The organism is Arthrobacter sunyaminii, from assembly GCF_018866305.1.
GTDB lineage: Bacteria > Actinomycetota > Actinomycetes > Actinomycetales > Micrococcaceae > Arthrobacter_B > Arthrobacter_B sunyaminii.
Window position 1 is genome coordinate 2,407,646 of sequence record NZ_CP076456.1, and the last position, 19,365, is coordinate 2,427,010.

General features: G+C 64.9%; 17 protein-coding genes. 6 read left to right on the forward strand and 11 right to left on the reverse strand.

Translation table 11 applies throughout. The features are described 5' to 3' along the window. Positions 1-33: 33 nt before the first annotated feature. The 3 genes from KG104_RS10755 to KG104_RS10765 all read left to right on the forward strand — a co-directional run bounded on the left by KG104_RS10755 (position 34) and on the right by KG104_RS10765 (position 3,082). The gene (locus KG104_RS10755) at positions 34-816 is read left to right on the forward strand and encodes a peptidylprolyl isomerase (RefSeq protein WP_237688582.1); all 783 of its coding nucleotides are present in this window, start codon (positions 34-36) and stop codon (positions 814-816) included. Next, positions 817-2,298, forward strand: coding sequence for a DUF349 domain-containing protein (locus tag KG104_RS10760; protein WP_207347002.1), 1,482 nt, complete (start codon positions 817-819; stop codon positions 2,296-2,298). A 94-nt stretch (positions 2,299-2,392) separates the two neighbouring features. Continuing rightward, positions 2,393-3,082: a hypothetical protein gene (locus tag KG104_RS10765; protein ID WP_207347003.1), complete on the forward strand. Its 690-nt coding sequence runs from the start codon at positions 2,393-2,395 to the stop codon at positions 3,080-3,082. On the opposite strand, the gene KG104_RS10770 is transcribed toward KG104_RS10765, so the two are convergent. From KG104_RS10770 to pdxT, 9 genes are all read right to left on the reverse strand, one after another. After that, positions 3,049-5,349 carry a RelA/SpoT family protein gene (locus tag KG104_RS10770; protein ID WP_207347192.1) on the reverse strand — a complete coding sequence of 767 codons (2,301 nt, stop codon included), beginning with the start codon at positions 5,347-5,349 and terminating at the stop codon, positions 3,049-3,051. The genes KG104_RS10765 and KG104_RS10770 overlap by 34 nt on opposite strands. A 450-nt stretch (positions 5,350-5,799) precedes the next feature. After that, positions 5,800-6,843: a protein translocase subunit SecF gene (gene secF / locus KG104_RS10775; protein ID WP_104054024.1), complete on the reverse strand. Its 1,044-nt coding sequence runs from the start codon at positions 6,841-6,843 to the stop codon at positions 5,800-5,802. Positions 6,844-6,845: 2 nt separating this feature from the next. Further along, positions 6,846-8,561, reverse strand: coding sequence for a protein translocase subunit SecD (secD, locus tag KG104_RS10780; RefSeq protein ID WP_104054023.1), 1,716 nt, complete (start codon positions 8,559-8,561; stop codon positions 6,846-6,848). Between the two features lie 93 nt (positions 8,562-8,654). Further along, positions 8,655-9,152: a preprotein translocase subunit YajC gene (gene yajC / locus KG104_RS10785; protein ID WP_372434133.1), complete on the reverse strand. Its 498-nt coding sequence runs from the start codon at positions 9,150-9,152 to the stop codon at positions 8,655-8,657. A gap of 193 nt (positions 9,153-9,345) precedes the next feature. Continuing rightward, positions 9,346-10,428, reverse strand: coding sequence for a Holliday junction branch migration DNA helicase RuvB (gene ruvB / locus KG104_RS10790; RefSeq protein WP_104054792.1), 1,083 nt, complete (start codon positions 10,426-10,428; stop codon positions 9,346-9,348). A gap of 10 nt (positions 10,429-10,438) precedes the next feature. Further along, positions 10,439-11,068 carry a Holliday junction branch migration protein RuvA gene (ruvA, locus tag KG104_RS10795; protein WP_104054021.1) on the reverse strand — a complete coding sequence of 210 codons (630 nt, stop codon included), beginning with the start codon at positions 11,066-11,068 and terminating at the stop codon, positions 10,439-10,441. 84 nt (positions 11,069-11,152) lie between these two features. After that, positions 11,153-11,758: a crossover junction endodeoxyribonuclease RuvC gene (gene ruvC, locus KG104_RS10800; RefSeq protein ID WP_104054020.1), complete on the reverse strand. Its 606-nt coding sequence runs from the start codon at positions 11,756-11,758 to the stop codon at positions 11,153-11,155. Positions 11,759-11,765: 7 nt separating this feature from the next. After that, entirely contained in the window at positions 11,766-12,521 is a 756-nt protein-coding gene (locus KG104_RS10805) for a YebC/PmpR family DNA-binding transcriptional regulator (RefSeq protein WP_104054019.1), read from the reverse strand. After that, positions 12,522-13,205 (reverse strand): pyridoxal 5'-phosphate synthase glutaminase subunit PdxT, encoded by a 684-nt coding sequence (pdxT, locus tag KG104_RS10810; protein WP_207347004.1) that lies wholly within the window; start codon positions 13,203-13,205, stop codon positions 12,522-12,524. Positions 13,206-13,288: 83 nt separating this feature from the next. Here pdxT and KG104_RS10815 point away from each other — a divergent pair, with 83 nt between their 5' ends. Together KG104_RS10815 and KG104_RS10820 are read left to right on the forward strand one after the other, a co-directional pair. Further along, a complete protein-coding gene (locus tag KG104_RS10815; protein ID WP_207347005.1) occupies positions 13,289-14,560 on the forward strand; it encodes a DUF1727 domain-containing protein in 1,272 nt (423 codons plus the stop codon). Then, a complete protein-coding gene (locus tag KG104_RS10820; RefSeq protein ID WP_207347006.1) occupies positions 14,557-15,327 on the forward strand; it encodes a type 1 glutamine amidotransferase in 771 nt (256 codons plus the stop codon). Before KG104_RS10815 ends, KG104_RS10820 begins: the two co-directional genes overlap by 4 nt. Before the next feature lie 31 nt (positions 15,328-15,358). Here the strand turns inward: KG104_RS10820 and KG104_RS10825 are convergent, their stop codons facing one another. Continuing rightward, entirely contained in the window at positions 15,359-15,556 is a 198-nt protein-coding gene (locus KG104_RS10825) for a hypothetical protein (protein WP_207347007.1), read from the reverse strand. 334 nt (positions 15,557-15,890) lie between these two features. Further along, positions 15,891-17,210, reverse strand: a complete 1,320-nt coding sequence (locus tag KG104_RS10830; RefSeq protein ID WP_207347008.1) for a CapA family protein — start codon at positions 17,208-17,210, stop codon at positions 15,891-15,893. A gap of 120 nt (positions 17,211-17,330) precedes the next feature. Between KG104_RS10830 and KG104_RS10835 the strand changes: the two genes are divergently transcribed. Beyond that, entirely contained in the window at positions 17,331-19,364 is a 2,034-nt protein-coding gene (locus tag KG104_RS10835) for a M3 family metallopeptidase (protein WP_207347009.1), read from the forward strand. The last annotated feature ends 1 nt before the right edge of the window (position 19,365 follow it).

The window sequence follows — 19,365 nt, forward strand, 5'->3', positions numbered from 1 at the left end:
CGTCCATGCCAGTCCAAGACCCCAGGAGACACAGTGGCCGCTCCCCGACAGGACCGTGAAACCCGCCGGCGCATTGCCCGGATGCAGGCTAAACGGGATCTGGCGCAGCGTCAGGCCAAGCGCCGGAAGCGTGACAACCTTTTTGCCGGCACGGCCGGTGTCCTGGCGCTGGCGCTGGCCCTGGCCCTGCAGGTGGCCTGGTTTTCTTCGAATCCGACGCCGGAGGAGACCCGGCTCATTGAGCAGCAGGCTGCGGCCGCTGAAACAAACGGTGCCGTCCCCGGCCCTGTCCCGGACAAGTCCGCTGCGGAGGGAAAGATTTTCTCCGGAACGCTGTCCACCAGTGCCGGGGACCTGGGCGTGGAGCTGGACGGCAATGTCGCACCGCAGGCCGTCGCAGTGTTTTCTTCGCTGGCGGAGTCCGGTTTCTTTGCCGGTAAAACGTGTCACCGCCTCACCACGGGTGAGACCATGGGCGTGCTGCAGTGCGGCTCCGTGAACGGTGACGGAGCCGGAGATCCGGCGTACCAGTGGGGTCCGGTGGAGAATACGCCGGCGGACGGAGTGTATCCGGCCGGTTCCATTGCGGTGGCCCGGGGCGCCTCCACGGACAGCAACGGCACGCAGTTCTTCATCGTTTACAAAGACTCGCTTATCCCGCAAGATACGGGCGGCTACACGATCATGGGTAAGCTAACCTCAGGCCTGGATGTTTTGGAAGCGGTTGCCGCGCAGGGAGCTGTGAAGGAAGGCGCTGAAGTCCAGGACGGAACGCCGAAAACCCCGGTGACGATAGACTCGTTTACCCTGAAGTAAATGGCAGCGCGGGCTCCGCACTGCCAAACCTCGAGTGAAAGACTTTTAGCGGTGACAGACAGTCAGAAATCCGACGAAACAGTTTCCGGGACTACTCCGGAGGCTCCCGAAACCCCACGGCCCGCAACGCCCAGCCCGGCAGCCTTTGCAGCACGGCACCCGGCGCCTGCAGCGGGCCCCTCGGTAACCCCCAAGCCGGTCATCGCCGCACCTCCGGTTCACTCCACGTCGCTGGAGGAGGCTGCCCGCTTCGCCCGTGTCGAGGAGGACGGCCACGTCTTCCTGATTGTCGAAGGGGAAGAATTCCCGGTGGGCCAGTATCCGGATGCCAGCCGCGATGAAGCGCTGGCCTACTTCGTGCGCAAGTACGACGACGTCGCCAGCCAGCTTGCGCTGCTGGAGGCACGGGTGCAGGCCAAGGCTCCGGCCACGGACATGCTGAAGACCCTGAAGCACCTTGGCGAGCAGGTCGCTGAACGCAAGATGGTGGGTGACGTCCTGGCTCTCGATGCCCGGATCGAAACCCTGCGCAACAGCATCAAGGAAGCCGAAGCCGCTGAACGGGCCGAAGCCGAGGCCGTTCGGGCGCGCGAGCTCGCCGCCCGCGAGGCCATTGTGGCTGAGGCTGAGGAGATTGCTGCCAAGGATCCGGCCACTATCCAGTGGAAGACCAGCAGCAACCGGATGAATGAGCTCTTCGAAGCGTGGAAGGCGGCCCAGAAGAACGGTCCCCGGCTCGGCCGCAGCAACGAAGACAGCCTGTGGAAGCGTTTCCGGTCCGCCCGCACCGTTTTTGACCGTCACCGCCGGGCATACTTCTCCCAGCTGGACAGTGAGAACACCGCGGCCAAGCGTGCCAAGGAAGCGCTGATTGCCCGTGCCGAGGAGCTTGCAACGTCCACCGACTGGGGCAACACGGCCGCTGAATACCGGCAGCTGATGGATGAGTGGAAAGCATCCAAGCGTGCCAGCCGCAAGGATGACGATGCCCTGTGGGCCCGTTTCCGCGCCGCGCAGGACACCTTCTTTGCCGCCCGTCAGGCAGCCAACGAGGTCATCGACGAAGAGTTCGCCGCCAACCTCGCGGTGAAGGAAGAACTGCTGAAGGAAGCCCAGGGCATCCTTCCGGTGCGCGACCTCACCGCGGCCCGGAAGGCACTGAACTCCATCCGCGACCGCTGGGAAGAGGCCGGAAAGGTTCCCCGGGCCGACATGGGACGGATGGAAGCCGGTATCCGCCGCATCGAGGAAGCCGTCAAGGCCGCCGAGGACGAGCACTGGCAGCGGAGCAATCCGGAAACCAAGGCCCGCACCAACAGCGCCCTGAGCCAGCTCGAGGCCACCATCGCTTCCCTCCAGGAAGACCTGGCCACGGCGGAGAAGAACGGCAACGCGAAGAAGATCGCCGACGCCCGTGAAGCCCTGGAAGCCCGCCAGCAGTGGCTGGCCATGCTGCAGAAGTCAGCGCAGGACTTCTCCTAGTAGCTTCAACACCTTCGAAGGCCCGGCGGCAGCGTTGTCCACAACGCAGACGCCGGGCCTTCTGTTTTGTCCGCGGGTCGGCGAAGGTGGGCGCATGCCCGCAACCCTGTTTCCCTGTCCCGGGGTACTGCCGGCCTTCACATCCACCGGTGGTGCCCTGTTCTTTGCGGGCGGTTCTTTTTCCAGTGTCGAGCTGCAGGCCATGGAGCGCGACGGATTGCTGCGCTGGCTTTATGCGGACAGCTACGTGCGCTGGGACATTGAACCGGACCCGGTGTGCCGGGCGCTGGCTGCCGCCCATGCCCTGCCCGCCCGGCTCCGCGGGAAAATCATGCTGGGACGGTTCACTGCAGCCTGGATTTACGGTTGTGCGCCTGCTCCCCGGCGGCTCCAGCTGCTGGTTGACCACCGCAGCCGCACCACGGCCCTGCCGCCGTTCAGCGCCGCCGTGCTGCACGAGGTGCATCTGGACAGTGAAGACGGCATGGAGATTGCCGGCATCACCGTCACCACTCCCCTGCGCACTGCCTCGGATCTGGCCAGGCACGGCCCGGAAGAGGAGGCCGTTCAGGCACTGCTGGCGATCGCCGCGAATCCGGTGCTTCGCTGTCCCCTGGCAGCGGTCCGCGGCGCGGTGGAAGCCGGCCCCCGGCAGCCGGGAAAATCAGCAGCCCTGCGCCTCGTGGACCTCGCGATCGACCAGGCGCAGCGGGACCAGGCTCCCCCGGCAGGACCGGCAGGACCGGAGGATCAGACGCGCCGCCGGGAGCCCGTGGTGCGGTAGACGTCGAACACGCCGTCGATCTTCCGCACCGCGCTGAGAATGTGGTCGAGGTATTTCGGATCGCCCATCTCAAAGACAAATTTTGACATGGCAACGCGGTCACTCGAGGTGTTCACGCTGGCCGAGAGGATGTTCACGTGGTTTTCCGACAGCACCCGGGTGACGTCGGACAGCAGGCTTTTGCGGTCCAGCGCCTCCACCTGGATCTCCACCAGGAAGACCGAAGACTGGGTGGGCGCCCATTCCACCGGCACAATGCGGTCCGGCTGGTCCCGGAGTTCCGACACGTTGCGGCAGTCGCTGCGGTGCACCGACACGCCCGAACCGCGGGTGACGAAGCCGATGATGGGATCCGGCGGCACCGGGGTACAGCACCGGGCCAGCTTGACCCACACGTCTCCGACTCCGCGCACGGTCACGCCCGAGTCGGTGAATTTGGGCCGGCGGGCCGCGGTTGAAACCGGTGTTTCCGCCAAGTCCTCTTCGGCCCCCTGGTGCCCGCCCATCAAGGCAACCAGGTGCTCGATCACGTTCTGCGCGGAGGTGTGTCCGTCCCCGACGGCGGCGTACAGTGCCGAGATGTCCTGGTGGTGCAGTTCCTGCGCCACGGTCACCAGCGCGTCGTGGGTCATCAGGCGCTGCAGCGGGAGGTTCTGCTTGCGCATCCCCCGGGTCAGCAGGTCCTTGCCCTTGTCGATCGCCTCTTCACGGCGTTCCTTGGTGAACCACTGCCGGATCTTGTTCCGGGCACGCGGACTCTTGACGAACCCCTGCCAGTCCTGGCTTGGACCGGCACCTTCGGCCTTGGAGGTGAAGATTTCCACCCAGTCGCCGTGTTCGAGCTCGCTGTTCAGCGGCACCAGTTTGCCGTTGACGCGGGCGCCAATGGTCCGGTGACCCACTTCGGTATGCACGGCATAGGCGAAGTCCACCGGGGTGGATCCCGCCGGCAGGGCCATGACCTCGCCCTTGGGCGTGAAGACGAAAACCTCACGGGCGTTGATTTCGAAGCGCAGCGAATCCAGGAATTCATCCGGATCGGAGGTTTCCTGCTGCCAGTCAACCAGGGAACGCAGCCAGCCCATGTCATTGTTGTCGGCGCCGACGGGTGTCTTGGAGCCGTCCTTGTACTTCCAGTGCGCAGCCACGCCGTATTCTGCGCGCCGGTGCATGTCATGGGTGCGGATCTGGATTTCCACGGGCTTGCCGCCGGGACCGATCACCGTGGTGTGCAGTGACTGGTACATGTTGAACTTCGGCATGGCGATGTAATCTTTGAACCGCCCGGGCAGCGGGTTCCATCGGGCATGCAGGGCGCCCAGGGTGGCGTAGCAGTCCCGCACGGAGTCCACGAGGACCCGCACGCCCATCAGGTCATGGATGTCGTCGAAGTCTTTGCCGCGAACGATCATCTTCTGGTAGATCGAGTAGTAGTGCTTGGGCCGGCCGGTGATGGTGGCCTTGATCTTCACCGCGTGCAGGTCATCGGCGATCTGCGTCCGCACGGTGGACAAGTACTTTTCCCGCTCGGGGGTGCGGTCCCCGACCATACGCACAATTTCGTCATACACCTTCGGGTGCAGGGCCGCGAAGGACAGGTCTTCCAGCTCCCACTTGATGGTGTTCATGCCCAGCCGGTGGGCCAGCGGAGCGAAGATTTCCAGTGTCTCGCGGGCCTTCCGGGCGGAGGACTCCTGCGACACGAAACGCCAGGTGCGGGCGTTATGCAGCCTGTCGGCCAGTTTGATGACCAGGACGCGGATGTCCTTGGCCATGGCGACCACCATTTTGCGCACGGTTTCGGACTGGGCCGCATCACCGAAAGTGACCTTGTCCAGCTTGGTGACGCCGTCCACCAGCATGGCCACTTCCGGGCCGAACTCGCGGCGCAGCTCATCCAGGGTGTAGCTGGTGTCTTCGACGGTGTCATGCAGAAGGGCCGCAGCCAGCGTGGTGCCGGTCATGCCCAGCTCCGCGAGGATGGTGGCCACTGCCACCGGGTGCGTGATGTAGGGATCGCCGCTCTTGCGCTTCTGTCCCTCATGGCTGCGCTCGGCGACCAGGTACGCCCGCTGGATCAGGTCCAGGTCCTCTTTGGGGTTATTAACCCGAACGGTGCGAAGCAGCGGCTCCAGCATGGGTGAGTAGCCGGAGCTGCCCCGGCCTGCCAGCCGGGCCAGCCGGGCTCTCGTAGACGTTCTGCGGCCGGGCGAGGGACGCGCGGGAACAGGCTTGGGGCCGCCTGCTCCGGCGGCTCCGGCAGGCACTGCGTCGGTTGCCTTTCCGTCTGCACGGGGAGCGGGATTGGGCGTCAATGCGGGCTTGGGCGGCTGTCCGGTGCGGGATGACTGGGCCAGCTGCGGTGCAGCAGCAGGAACCCGGGCAGCGGGATTAGCCTTTACAGGTGTTCCCGTGGCTCCGTCTGCACCCGCCTTGTCGGCCGGTTTCTCGCTCTCGCCCACTGCTGCCCTCTCTGAGACGTTTATCGACCTTTTCCACTTTATGCGCTGCCGTTCCCCCAAGTCACGGCGCAAGCTAAGCGAAATAGTCTTCGGTTCAAGTCTATGCCTGTGCATACAGCTCGCCGTACCACCGGGGATGCCCCGACGTGCCCCTGTATACAGAAGACCTCCGGGGCGGTGCACCAATCAAGGAATGCACTGTTCCGGAGGTCTTTTGCCGATTGCGGCTGCTTTCCCCGCAGCGCCCCGGCAGCGTTAGCGCCCGGTGGAGACCTCCGTGGCGCCGGCCGGAACTGCTGTCGCAGCAGCTTCCTTGGCTTCCTGCGCACGGCGTTCCTTGACGCGTTTGGCCTGCCGGACAATCTCCGGCTCGTTCCGGCGCAGCCAGGCGTACATCGGGGCCGCAATGAACACGGTGGCCACGGTGCCCAGGATGATGCCGATGAACAGCGCGAGGGACAGATCCTTGAGCGTTCCGGCTCCCAGCAGGAACGCACCGATGAACAGCACGGACGCCACCGGAAGGACTGCCACCACCGAAGTGTTGATAGACCGGACCAGGGTTTGGTTCACGGCCAGGTTCACCTGTTCCATGAAGGTGCGCTTGGTGCTCTTGTCCAGGTTCTTGGTGTTTTCCCGGACCTTGTCGAAAACCACCACCGTGTCATACAGGGAGTAGCTGAGCACCGTCAGGAAGCCGATGATGGCCGACGGCGTGACTTCGAAGCCGCTGAGCGAGTACAGTCCGGCTGTGGTCACCATGACCACCAGCAGCGCAGTGATAGCAGCCAGGGACATCTTCCAGGTGCGGAAGTACAGGGCCATCAGCACTGCAGCCAGGGCCACGAAGACGATAAGCCCGATCAATGCCTGCCGGCTCACGTCCTGACCCCAGGTGGGGCCGATGAACGTGGACGTCACCTGGTCTTCTTCAACGTCATAGGCCTGTGCCAGGTTGTCCTTGATTTCAAGGGTCTGGTCATCGCTGAGCTGCTCGGTCTGCACCCGCACGGTGCCGGGTGCGATGTTGGTGATGCGCGCCTCGCTGGCCACCTCGCCAACGGCTTCTTCTCCTGTGGAGATGTCAGTGTTGGCCGCACCCGACACGGTGAATTCGGAGCCGCCGCGGAAATCGATGCCGAGGTTGAAGCCGCCCTTGGCAACCGGGATGAGGATGGAAATGATGACGGCCACTGCCGCAATCAGGAACCAGAGCTTGGCCTTGGGCACAAACGGGTAGGAGCGCTTGCCGGTGTAAAGCTCATTACCGAACGTGGCAAAGCGGGGGAGCTTGCTCATTCCTAGCCCTCCTTCTCTGTGCTGGGGCCGGATCCGGCCATTGATTCCTGTTTTTCGGCTGCCCGTCGCTCGGCAATTGTCATCCGGCGTTCCGCTTCCTTGGAAGCAGCCTTGTTCTTGGTGCGGACCGGAACTGTCCCGGGTTCGCGGATGCGGCCGGCACCGCGGTACAGCGGCACGGCACCCAGGCGGGTGGTGTCCAAGCCGGACCACTTGTGGCCTTCGCCGAAGAACTTCGTGCGGGCCAGCAGCACCATGGTGGGATGCGTGAACATGAACACCACAATGAGGTCGGCAATCGCGGTCAGGCCCAGGGTGAACGCGAATCCACGGACATTGCCCACGGCTACGAAATAGAGCACGACGGCGGCGAGCACGTTCACTGCCTTGGACGCCAGCACGGTGCGCTTGGCACGCTTCCAGCCGTTGTCGACGGCGGAGACGAGCCCGCGCCCGTCGCGCAGTTCATCACGTATTCGCTCGAAGTAGACGATGAAGGAGTCGGCCGTCTGGCCAATGGCCACGATCAGGCCGGCCACGCCGGCCAGGGAGAGCCGGTAGTTCTGCGACCAGCCGAGCAGGCAGATGGCGAGGTAGGTCAGGAGACCGGCAACCACCAGGGAGATGATGGTGACGAAGCCCAGGGCACGGTACTGGAACAGCGAGTACACCGCCACCAGGGCCAGGCCGATGATGCCCGCGATGAGCCCCATCTTGAGCTGGTCGGCGCCCAGGGTGGCCGAGACCTGCTGCTCGCTCTGGATGTCGAAGCTGATCGGCAGCGCACCGTACTTCAGCTGCTCGGACAGCGCCTTTGCTGACTCCTGCGTGAAGTTGCCGGTGATGCGGGGCTTTCCGTCGGTGATGACGCCCTGCACCGTAGGTGCGGAGATGACCTGGCCGTCCAGCACAATGGCGAACTGGTTGTGCGGGTCACCCTGCTGGAAGGCAAAGAGACGCTCAGTTACGCCCTTGAAAACTTCGGTGCCCTCACCGTTGAACTCGATGTTCACGCCCCACTCGTTGATCGAGGCGCCCTGGCTGCTGGTGGACAGGCCGAAGGTGGCATTGGCGATGTTGGAGCCGGGAACTTCCACCGGGCCGAGGATGTACTTGGCTCCGGTGCCCGGTTCGCAGGTGATCAGCGGCTGGTCGGCCGGGGCCGCTTCCGTGGACGCTTCCAGCGTGGCCGGATCCGTGCAGTCCGTGCTTTCGAATTCACGGTACAGCTCGGGGGTGATCCAGTTGTCGTCAGACGCGTTGGCCGGCTCGCCGGCGGGCTTGGGCAGCTGCTCATCCGGAAGCGGTGTTTCAACGGGGGTGCCGGCTGCAATTGCGAGCACCGGGCGGAACTCCATCTGCGCCGATGCCTGGATCAGCTGGCGTGTCTCAGCCGAGGGAACGCCGGGAAGTGAGACCACAACGTTGCGTCCGGACTGTGTGGTGATCTCTGCCTCGGACACACCGCTGCCGTCCACGCGCTGGCGGATGATTTCCACGGCCTGGTCCAGCTGTTCCTGGGTGATGTCGGCACCGCCCTGAACCTGGGGTGCCAGGATCATTTCGGTGCCGCCCTCGAGGTCAAGGGCAAGTTTGGGGGTCCAGCTGGCGTTGCTCCACATGGAACCGCCGCCGAGTAAAAGGGCCAGAGCAGCAAAAATGACGCCCAACCAGAGGAGCGTCTTTTTAGCGGCCGAGCCGGGGCCGGTACGAGGCATAGAGGATAGTCCTTCTAGGGTGAGACACACCGGAGGCAAGGTTGACTCCGGAGGGGCCCGCGGAGAGTCTTCATCCGCAGGCCCGTGGAGAGTCTAGTTCTCTTTTTTGTTTTCGCGGTTCAGGCGTTCGAGTGTTTCCTCGGGCGTCTCATCGGGATGCGCAGCCGAGTCGTCGCGGCGAACCGGGTCAGCGGTGCGGGGGGCGTCGTCGGCCTGGTCCGCAGCCGTGAGCGATGAAGCGTCGTCGGGAACTACGGGAGCTTCCTCCTCAACGGCGGGCTCCGTGGTGACAACCTTGGTCAGTGCCTGCAGGTGAACGGTGGCGGTGTTGCCCGGGGAAAGCTCCAGGACCGCTTTGTTCTCCTCGGAGTTGATCGACAGGATGGTGCCGAACAGTCCGAACTGGGTCATCACTTCGGTTCCGGGAACCATCTGGGTCCGCTGCTGCTGAACCGTCTGCTGCGTCTTCTTCTGCTTGCGGAACATCATGAAGATGAACAGGGCCAGCAAGATGGGCAGCAGGAGGCTGCTGAAGCTGAAACCTCCGGCGTTCTGATCGGCGGTGGTTTGGGCCATGACGTTTAAGAACACAGAGTGGTTCCGTTTCTGTTGTGGAGATGGTGTGCAGATATCGCAGGGCGGGAAGCCCGGGTCAACGAATGACCAGTCTAGAGGTAAAACGTCCGCAGCGGCGGAAAAGTTTCTCCCTGTACTGCATTTTCGCTCCCCCGGCCGGTATCCTCAACCGGTCCTGGCACAGAGCGCATCCGCTGCGGCCTGCCCGCTAGGACTCTTCGGCCCCGGCTTCCGCGGACGTATTGGTCCCGGGTCCGGAGAACATGTTCTCCGGCAGGTTCGCTGCAACATTTTCAGGCATCTCCAGGCCGAGGTGCTCCCAGGCGGCACGGGTTGCCACCCGGCCACGCGGTGTCCGCCCGAGCAGACCTTCGCGCACCAGATACGGCTCGGCGACGGTTTCCACCGTTTCCGGTTCTTCGCCGACGGCGATGGCCAGGGTGGACAGGCCCACCGGGCCGCCGTTGAACTTGGTGACGAGCGCGCGCAGCACTGACCGGTCCAGCCGGTCCAGTCCGCGGGCGTCCACCTCATACATGTCCAGGGCGGCTCCGGCCGTCCGGGCGTCGATCTGGTCCACACCGTGCACCAGCGCCCAGTCCCGCACCCGGCGCAGCAGCCGGTTGGCAATTCGGGGAGTGCCGCGGGAACGCCCGGCCACTTCGGCAAACCCGGCGGAGTTGACCTTCATGTCCATCAGCATGGCGGAGCGGCGCAGGACCAGTTCCAGTTCGTCAGTGGAATAGAACTCCAGGTGTCCGGTGAAGCCGAAGCGGTCCCGCAGCGGGCCCGGCAGCAGTCCGGCTCGGGTGGTGGCTCCCACGAGGGTGAACGGCGGCAGGTCCAGCGGAATGGCGGTGGCTCCGGCACCCTTGCCCACGATGATGTCCACGCGGAAATCTTCCATGGCCATGTAGAGCATTTCTTCGGCGGGCCGGGACATCCGGTGGATTTCGTCGAGGAACAACACCTCCCCCTCAGTGAGGGAGGACAGGATGGCGGCAAGGTCTCCGGCGTGCTGGATGGCCGGACCGGAGGAAATGCGCAGCGGCGCGTTCATTTCGGCGGCGATGATCATGGACAGGGTGGTCTTGCCCAGTCCGGGCGGTCCGGACAGCAGCACATGGTCGGCACTGCGGCCGCGCAGCCGGGATGCCTCCAGTACCAGGGAGAGCTGCTCGCGCACGCGCTTCTGGCCCACGAAGTCATCCAGGTTCTTGGGCCGCAGGGCGGCCTCGATGGCCTTGTCATCCGGGTCGCCGGTGGGGGCAACCAGTCCGTCGCCGGGCAGGATGGACACGTCAGCTCACCTGCTGGCGGGGAGCACGCGCCCGGGCGCCGTCGGTGCCCAGCCGGCGGAGCGTCAGTTTCAGGATTTCGCCCACGTTCCCGCCGGCGGCAACGTCCGGAGCTTCAGCGACGGCGGCGTCGATGGCAGCGTTGGCATCCTTCTCCGACCAGCCCAACCCGGTCATGGCGGCCAGGACCTGATCCTGCCAGCGTGCTGCCGCCGGACTGTCGGCCGTTCCCAGCGGCACAAGCTTGTCGGCGAGCTCCAGCACAATCCGGCGGGCACCCTTGGGCCCGATGCCGGAGACCTTGCTGAAGGCCTTGTCATCGCCGGTGGATGCGGCCACGCGGATGGCTTCGGGGGTGTGGACCGCCAGGACGGCGAGGGCGATGCGCGGGCCAACGCCGCTGACGCTGAGCAGCGTTTCGAAGACTTCGCGCTGGTCCGCGTCGGTGAAACCGTAGAGGGTCATGGAGTCCTCGCGGACAATCATGGCGGTCTGCACCAGGGCTTCGCGCCCCACATGCAGTGAGCTCAGCGTTTGCGGCGTGGCCTGGACCAGCATGCCCATGCCGTTGACGTCGATCACCGCCGAATGCAGGCCAACGTGCGTTACTGTCCCGCGCAGGGATGCGATCATGGCAAAACTCCAGGGGCTGTGTAGAACATATCTACGAATAGCCTACTGTGTGCCGGCGCGGATCCCGGTTCCGGCGCGCTGTGCTCAGCGCCGGGCACGTGCCTCCGCCTCGGCCCAGAGCCGCTGGGCCGGTGTCAGCCCGCTGGTCGGCGGCCTCACAACGGCCCGCGCCCCGGACGCCGATCCCGCCGTCGTCTGCCCCGGACCGGCCACCGAGCGCCGCCAGGCGTGGGTGATGGCCAGCGCCAGGGCATCGGCGGCGTCGGCGGGCTTGGGCGGGGCGTCCAGCCGCAGGATCTTGGTGACCATCTTCCCCACCGCGTCCTTGTTGGCCGAACCGGACCCCGTGACCGCTGCCTTAACCTCGGTGGGCGTGTGCAGGGCGACAGGAATTCCGCGCCGGGCCGCCGCCGCAATAACGACGCCGGAGGCCTGGGCGGTGCCCATGACCGTGCTGACATTGAGCTGGCTAAAGACGCGTTCCACGGCCAGAACATCCGGTTTATGGGTGTCCAGCCACAGGTCAATGGCGTCGGAGATGACCAGCAGCCTGCCGTCCAGGGCGGTTCCCGCCTCCGTGCCGACCACTCCGACGGCCACCAGGGTGGCGCGGCGGTTGCGTTCGACGTCGACCACGCCCAGCCCGCACCGGGTCAGGCCCGGGTCAACACCCAGGACGCGCAGGCTCACCTACGGCTCAGTCGTCTTCGAGCTGGGCAAAGACCTCGGCGGAGATATCCGCGTTGGAGTAGACATTCTGTACGTCGTCAAGATCCTCCACGGCGTCCACGAGCTTGAGGAACTTCCGCGCGTTGTCTGCGTCGAGCTCCACATGCATGGAGGGCAGGAACTCCGCCTCGTCCGTGTCGTACTCGATGCCGGCTTCTTCGAGCGCGGCAACAACGGCACGCAGGTCCGCGGCTTCGGAGATAATCTCGAAGTTCTCGCCGGATTCCTTGACCTCGTCAGCGCCGGCGTCCAGCACGGCCATCAGCAGATCGTCCTCGGTGAGGTCCTTCTTGGGCAGCGTGACAACGCCCTTGCGGGTGAACATGTAGGCCACCGATCCGGGGTCTCCCATGTTGCCGCCGTTGCGGGTCACGGCCAGGCGCACCTCGGAGGCCGCACGGTTCTTGTTGTCCGTGAGGCACTCGATCAGCAGGGCCGTGCCCTGCGGGCCGTAGCCCTCGTACATGATGGTCTGGTAATCGACGGCTTCACCGAGCAGGCCGGCACCGCGCTTGACGGCGCGGTTGATGTTGTCGATGGGCACAGAGGTCTTCTTGGCCTTGGACACCGCGAGTTCCAGGCCGGGGTTGCCGGCCATGTCGGCGCCGCCCGCGCGGGCCGCAACTTCGATGTTCTTGATCAGCTTGGCAAACGACTTTGCACGCTTGGCGTCAATGACGGCCTTCTTGTGCTTGGTGGTTGCCCATTTAGAGTGGCCCGACATCTACGCTTCTCCTCTGATGATCTGGATAAAAAGTTCATGGATCCGGCTCTCCCCCGTTACCTCCGGATGGAACGAGGTGGCCAGCAGGTTTCCAGAACGCACTGCCACAATTCTAGCGACGAATTCCTCAGCGGACGCATGACCATGCCTCTGCGGCGGAACCTGGGCCAGGACCTCGACGGAATTGCCGGTCTTTTCCACCCAGGGCGCACGGATAAAAACAGCGTGCACCGGAGGCACGGCAAGGGCTCCATTTGCAGACGGCAGGCGTTCCAGGCCCTTGAAATCCAGCAGGGTTTCGAAGGACTCCCGCTGGCGGCCAAACGCGTTGCGGCGCACGTCCATGTCCAGCCCGCCCAGAGTCTGCTGCGGTTCGCCGGTTCCGCTGCGGGCCGGATCCGATATGCGGTCTGCGAGCAGGATCATTCCCGCGCAGGAGCCGTAGACCGGAAACCCGTTACGGATCCGTTCCTGCAGCGGGCCGTAAACACCGAAGGTCCGCATCAGTTTGTCGATGGTGGTGGACTCGCCGCCGGGCAGCACCAACCCGTGGAGCCCGTCCAGTTCCCCGGGACGACGAACCGGAACCGCAGTGGCTCCCGCAGCTGCCAGTGCAGCCGCATGCTCGCGGACCCCGCCCTGCAGCGCCAGCACACCCACCCGCAGGGAACCTTCGCTTGTCATCGGGCCAGTCTACGGTTCAAATGCCCCGGCGGAGGGCAACGGGAAGAAGGTCCGCGGAGCTCCTTGCGATATATTCATAAACCATGAGTTCTTTCTCCGTCCTGACAGGCAAGCTGGTCCGCAGTGCCTCCAAACTGCGCGGCGGCGGCTCCGCACTGCCCGGCCTGGTGGTGGAGAAAATCGACCCCGATTTCATCCGCCGCACGCTGGCTGACCTTCCGCTCGGTGTTGCGGTGGTGTCCGGCACCAACGGCAAAACCACCACCACCAAAATGGTGGTGGAGCTGCTCGAAAGCCAGGGCCTGAAGGTCTTTACCAACCGCACGGGCAGCAACTTCACCCGCGGTGTCGCCGCGGCCCTGCTCGGCGAGGTGGACTGGCGCGGACGCCTGGATGCCGACGTCGCCGTCCTGGAACTTGATGAAGCGCATGCCGTGCACTTCGTGAAGCTGATCCAGCCGCGTTATTCACTGCTGTTGAACGTCCTGCGGGACCAGCTGGACCGTTTCGGTGAGATCGACAAGACCACCCGTCTGCTGGAGGCCATTGCCAAGGCCACCACCGGCACCGTGGTCCTGAACCGCGAAGACCCGCGCGTGGCCGGCATCGCTGGCTCCCTGGACAAGCAGGAGGTCCGCTACTTCGGCCTCCACGAGTCCCTGCGCAGCACCTTCCCGAACGACGACGAGATGCGCGGCTCCTCGGCCGAAGCCGCGGCCGCTGTGCTGCCCGCCGACGTCGTGCTGGAGCGCGTGGCCGAAACCGACGCGGACTTCCGCGTGGACAACACGGTGGTGACCACCGGACTGAAGCTGCGCGGGGTCTACAACATCTTCAACGCCGCCGCCGCGCTGGCGCTGGCCCGCGTGATCGCCGGCCCGCAGGCCAATTCGGAGGCGCTGTTCACCGCCCTGTCCAACGTGGAACCTGCGTTTGGCCGCGGCGAGTCGCTGGTGGTCAACGGCCAGCCGCTGGAACTGGTGCTCGTGAAGAATCCCAGCGGTTTCCGGCTGGGCTTGAAGTCCTTTGCCGCCCACGGCTACTCGACCATGATCGCCATCAACGACAATTACGCTGACGGCCGGGACATGTCCTGGCTGTGGGACGTGGATTTCGAGACCCTTGCCGAGAACGGCGTGGACATGGTCACCGGCGTGCGCGCCTATGACATGGCGCTGCGGCTGAAGTACGACGACGTGCCGGTGGCCGCCATTGATCCGGACATCACCGATGCACTGAAGAAGTTCATCGCGTCCTCCGGGTCCTCGCCCATGCGCATCTTCTGCACGTATACGGCCATGTTGGCCGTGCGGCGGGAACTTTCCAAGATCACGACAGTAGAGGTGGTCTCATGAGCGAGGCGCACAATCCCACGGCCGGCGAAGACCGGACCATCAACATCCTGCAGCTGTACCCGCGGGAAATGAACATCTACGGGGACTGGGGCAACGTCCTGGTCCTCAAGCAGCGCCTGAAGTGGCACGGCTACACCGCCAACGTCCTGGAGTACAACGTGGGCGACGACTTCCCGGCGGACGTGGACCTGCTGGTGGGCGGCGGCGGACAGGACAGCGGGCAGGTGGTCATCCAGGACGACCTGCAGGCAATTGCTCCGACCCTGCGCGCCATGGCCGAAGACGACCTGCCGATGCTCGCCATCTGCGGGCTCTACCAGCTCTTCGGCAACTTCTTCAAGACCCACACCGGGACCGTGATTCCGGGCATCGGGCTGCTGGACCTGGAGACCCACGGCGGCACCGAACGGCTGATCGGCAATGTGCTGTCGGTGAGCGAGGAATTCGGCGAAATCCACGGCTACGAGAACCACTCCGGCCAGACGTTCCTGGGTTCGGGCGTACGTCCGCTGGCCGAGGTCCGCAAGGGCGAGGGGAATAACTCCAAGGACAATTGGGAGGGTGCCCGCTACCGCAACGTGGTGGCCAGCTACCTGCACGGCTCCCTGCTGCCCAAGAACCCTGCCATTGCCGACTTCCTGCTTCAGCAGGCCGTGATCCGCAAGTTCGGTTCCTTTGAGCCGCGGCCGTCGTCAGCCAAGGATCTGGCGGAGCTGGCGAAGCTCTCGGAGCTGGCCCGGCAGCACGCCTCGCAGCGCCCCCGGTAGAACCGAGTCTGGAACCAGCGCCGCACTTCCTCTACTCCGTGCCGGCGCGCCGGAGCCGCACGGCTGCGACCGCCAGACACACTGCACCTGCAGTCAGTGCCAGGACGGCCACGAGCCTAGCGGTCCCGAAATCCTCGAACAGTCCCGGCGTCAGGATTACGGCCAGCACGCCGAGCAACGCTGCACCAATAATGAAGAAGGCCGGGCGGTACTCACGGGTTGTGTTCATGCCACGGAGCCTACCTGCCGTCGGAGTGCCCGGCGAATCTGCCTCCGGCAGGTGCGTACCTGCCGGCAGCCCTCCCCAATCTTGCCAACCCTAGCCCGATCTGCTGCTCGCATTCTTCGTGCAGATAACGGGGCTTGCCTCAATCCTCCGTGCAGATAACGGGCTCAAACCAGCGGATTCCGCCCCTTTGGGCCCGTCAACTGCACGAAGGAGTCTGGAGGCGCGCTCTTGGGCGCATTATCTGCACGAAGAAATCCAGAGATAGGGTTTTGGGCCCGTCAACTGCACGAAGAATTCGGAAAGGGATCTTCGGGTTGCTGCCCTCCAGGAGGAGTCAGCGCACCGGATCCGTGGATACCAGCCATTCATGGGCGCCGGCGTCGGCAGCACCCATGGACTCAACCACGCCAATGGTCCGTGCCCTCACCGCGGCCTGGTGTTCGGGTGTTGCGCAGGCCCCCTGGGGCAGGTCGGCGGCGACGGAGCACCAGCGGTAGGGGTCCCGGACGATCACGGACGGAGCCCACGCCAGGTCAGTGACGGACCAGGCGCCGTCGTCGTCCTGTCCGAACTGGGCGCGCAGGATCAAACCCTCATTGTTGACGTCATACCAGGGCGACAGCTCGGTGACGGAGTTGCCCAGGCCGTAGGCGATCCAGGTTCCGTTGTAGTTTTCGATCGGCAGCACGGAGTGGCTGTGATGGCCGTAAATGAAATCGAACTCTCCGCTGTCAGCCAGGGCATGGGCCACCTCCACCTGCTGCGCATTGGGAACGGAGGCGTATTCGTCCCCGGCGTGCACCGCTCCCACCACGACGTCGGCACCGGCGGCCCGGGCGGCCTTGGCTTTGGCGATCATCACCGCAGGATCCAGCAGGTCCACCTGCCAGTCAAAGTCCGCGGTCATCCCGTTCAATCCGTAGGTGGCCTCCACAACGGAAACCTTGGCGGCGGGAGTTTGCAGGATGAAGGGCTTCGCAGCGTCCGCCTCCGAGGCATACGAGCCGGTGTGCGGCAGGCCCAGCGAGTCCAGTACGCCGAGGGTCCGGTTGAGTCCGGCGGTTCCGGCGTCCACGGTGTGGTTGCTGGCGGTGGTGCAGGCGTCATAGCCCACGTCCCTGGCCGCAGTCAGGATCTGCGGCGGAACATTGAACAGCGGATACCCGGTGTAGGGACCGTCCGCTTCCGCGACGGGTGTTTCCATGTGGCAGATACCCAGATCCGCCGAGTCCAGGTAGGCCCGCTTGCCTTCGAGCAGCGGTGTAAAGTCAAGCGGCACCTTCCCGGAGGCCGCGGCGTCGGCGCCGGCCTGGGTCCAGAGCTGCGGATGCACCAGCAAATCTCCGGCCACCATCATCGAGAAGCACCGCACCGCCGCGCACTCCTCCCCCAGTCCGGGGGTGGGAGTAGGAACGGCGCCGGCAGCTGTTCCGGATGAACCGGGATCGGAGGCAGTTGCCGAGGCCGAGGCGGCAGACGGGTCCGGTGCGGAACTCGACGCGGAATTGGATGCCGGTGCGTCAGTGTCCGGAGACGGTGCCGCCGGTGCACAGCCGGCTGCAGCGGCAAGCAGGAGCAGTGCAGCAGCGGCTTTGCCCCTGGCAGCTGCTCGGCCCTTTGCCCCGGCGGCCAGCCCAAATCCAATGCTGCGCATACCCATAAAGTGCTCCCCGTGTGACACATTCAGCCCAAAGACCGCCCCGCGCAGTCCCGCCAAGCGTACGACGGCGTTTCTGTTGTTCGCGTCACTGAGCGTGTGCGAGTCTTGACGCTTATGAGTAACCCTTTCCTGCACACCAGCACCCTGCCCTACCAGCTCCCGCCGTTTGAGCAGATCACTCCCGATGATTTCCTCCCCGCCTTCAAGGCAGGCTTCGACGAAAACCTCATGGAAATCGACGCCATAGCGGCAAACAGCGACACCCCGGATTTTGAGAACACCATCGCGGCAATGGAGCGCGCCGGTCAGACGCTGGCCCGCACTGCCTACGTCTTCTTCACGTTCGCGGCGGCGGATGCAACCGAGCAAATCCAGGCGATCCAGCAGGAGGTCGGGCCGCAGCTGGCTGAGCACGAGGACAGCATCTATCTCAACAAGGCCCTCTTCGAACGGATCAGCGCCGTCTCCACCGACGGATTGGACGAGGAATCCGCCCGTTTGGTGTCCGAGTACCGCCGCAGCTTCATCCGCGCCGGAGCCCAGCTCGACGACGAAGGACAGGCGCGCATGCGAAAGCTGAATGCCCGGCTGTCAGTGCTGGGCACCGAATATGCGCAGAAACTGCTGAAGGACACCAACGAATCGGCGCTGCTGGTGACTGACGCTGCTGAACTGGACGGCTTGTCCGACGACGATATCGCCTCAGCGGCAGCGGCCGCCGCTGAGGCAGGCTGGGCCGGGGCAAGCAAGGAAAAGTACCTGCTATCCCTGGTTCTGCCGACCTCGCAACCGGCGCTGGCTTCCCTCACCAACCGGGACACCCGCCGGCGCCTCCTCGAGGCTTCCCTGAACCGCGGTTTCCGGAACAACAGCGAGAATACGCTGGGGATTGCCGCCGAAATGGCGGCGCTGCGTGCCGAGCGGGCTGAGCTCCTGGGATTCGCAAACCACGCCGAGTTCGCCACCGACAACCAGACGGCTCCGTCCCTGGAGGCCATCCACGCAATGCTCGGGAAGCTGGCCCCGCCCGCGGTCCGCAATGCACAGGCCGAGGCGGAACTGCTGCGCGAGGCTGCGGCCCGGGACGGCGTCGAGGACCTGCAGGCCTGGGACTGGTCCTACTACTCCGAGCAGGTGCGGCGCGAAAAGTTCAGTGTGGACCGCGCGGCGCTGCGCCCCTACTTCGAGCTGGAACGGGTCCTGAAGGACGGCGTTTTCTACGCTGCCAACCGTCTGTACGGCGTGACCTTCACCGAACGCCCGGACCTGGCCGGCTACCACCCGGACGTCCGGGTCTGGGAAGTCAAAAACGAGGACGGTTCAGGGCTGGGATTGTTCCTGGGTGACTATTACACCCGTGACACCAAGGCCGGCGGTGCGTGGATGAACTCGCTCGTGCACCAGTCCTCGCTGCTGGGAACCGCCTCCGTGGTCATCAACAACCTCAACATCGCCAAGCCGGCCGCCGGAGAGCCAACCCTGCTCTCCTTCGACGAAGTGGTGACAGCTTTCCACGAATTTGGCCACGCCCTGCACGGCCTCTTCTCGGATGTCACCTACCCGCAGTTCTCCGGCACCGCCGTTCCCCGTGACTTCGTGGAGTATCCCTCCCAGGTAAACGAGATGTGGATGCTGTGGCCCGAGGTCGTGGCGAACTTTGCCAAGCATTACGCCACCGGTGAGCCGCTCCCCCAGGACGCCATCGACCGGATCGAGGCAGCCTCCACCTGGGGTGAAGGCTTCGGCACCACGGAGTACCTGGGCGCCACGCTGCTTGATCTTGCCTGGCACGAGCTGGCGCCGGGAGAAACAGTGCAGGACCCCGAAGCGTTCGAGGCTGAGGCCTTGGAACGTGCCGGCGTCGCCCTGGATTTGGTGCCCCCGCGTTACCGGTCCGGCTACTTCAAACACATTTTCGCCGGCGGCTACGCGGCCTCCTACTACGCGTACATCTGGAGCGAAGTGCTGGACGCTGACACCGTGGAGTGGTTCAAGGAAAACGGCGGACTGACACGGGAGAACGGGGACCGGTTCCGCCGCGAACTGCTCGCCCGGGGCAACAGCATTGATCCGCTGCAGTCCTTCCGGAACTTCAGGGGCCGGGAAGCAGCCATTGAGCCGCTGCTGCACCGCCGCGGCCTGGCCTGAT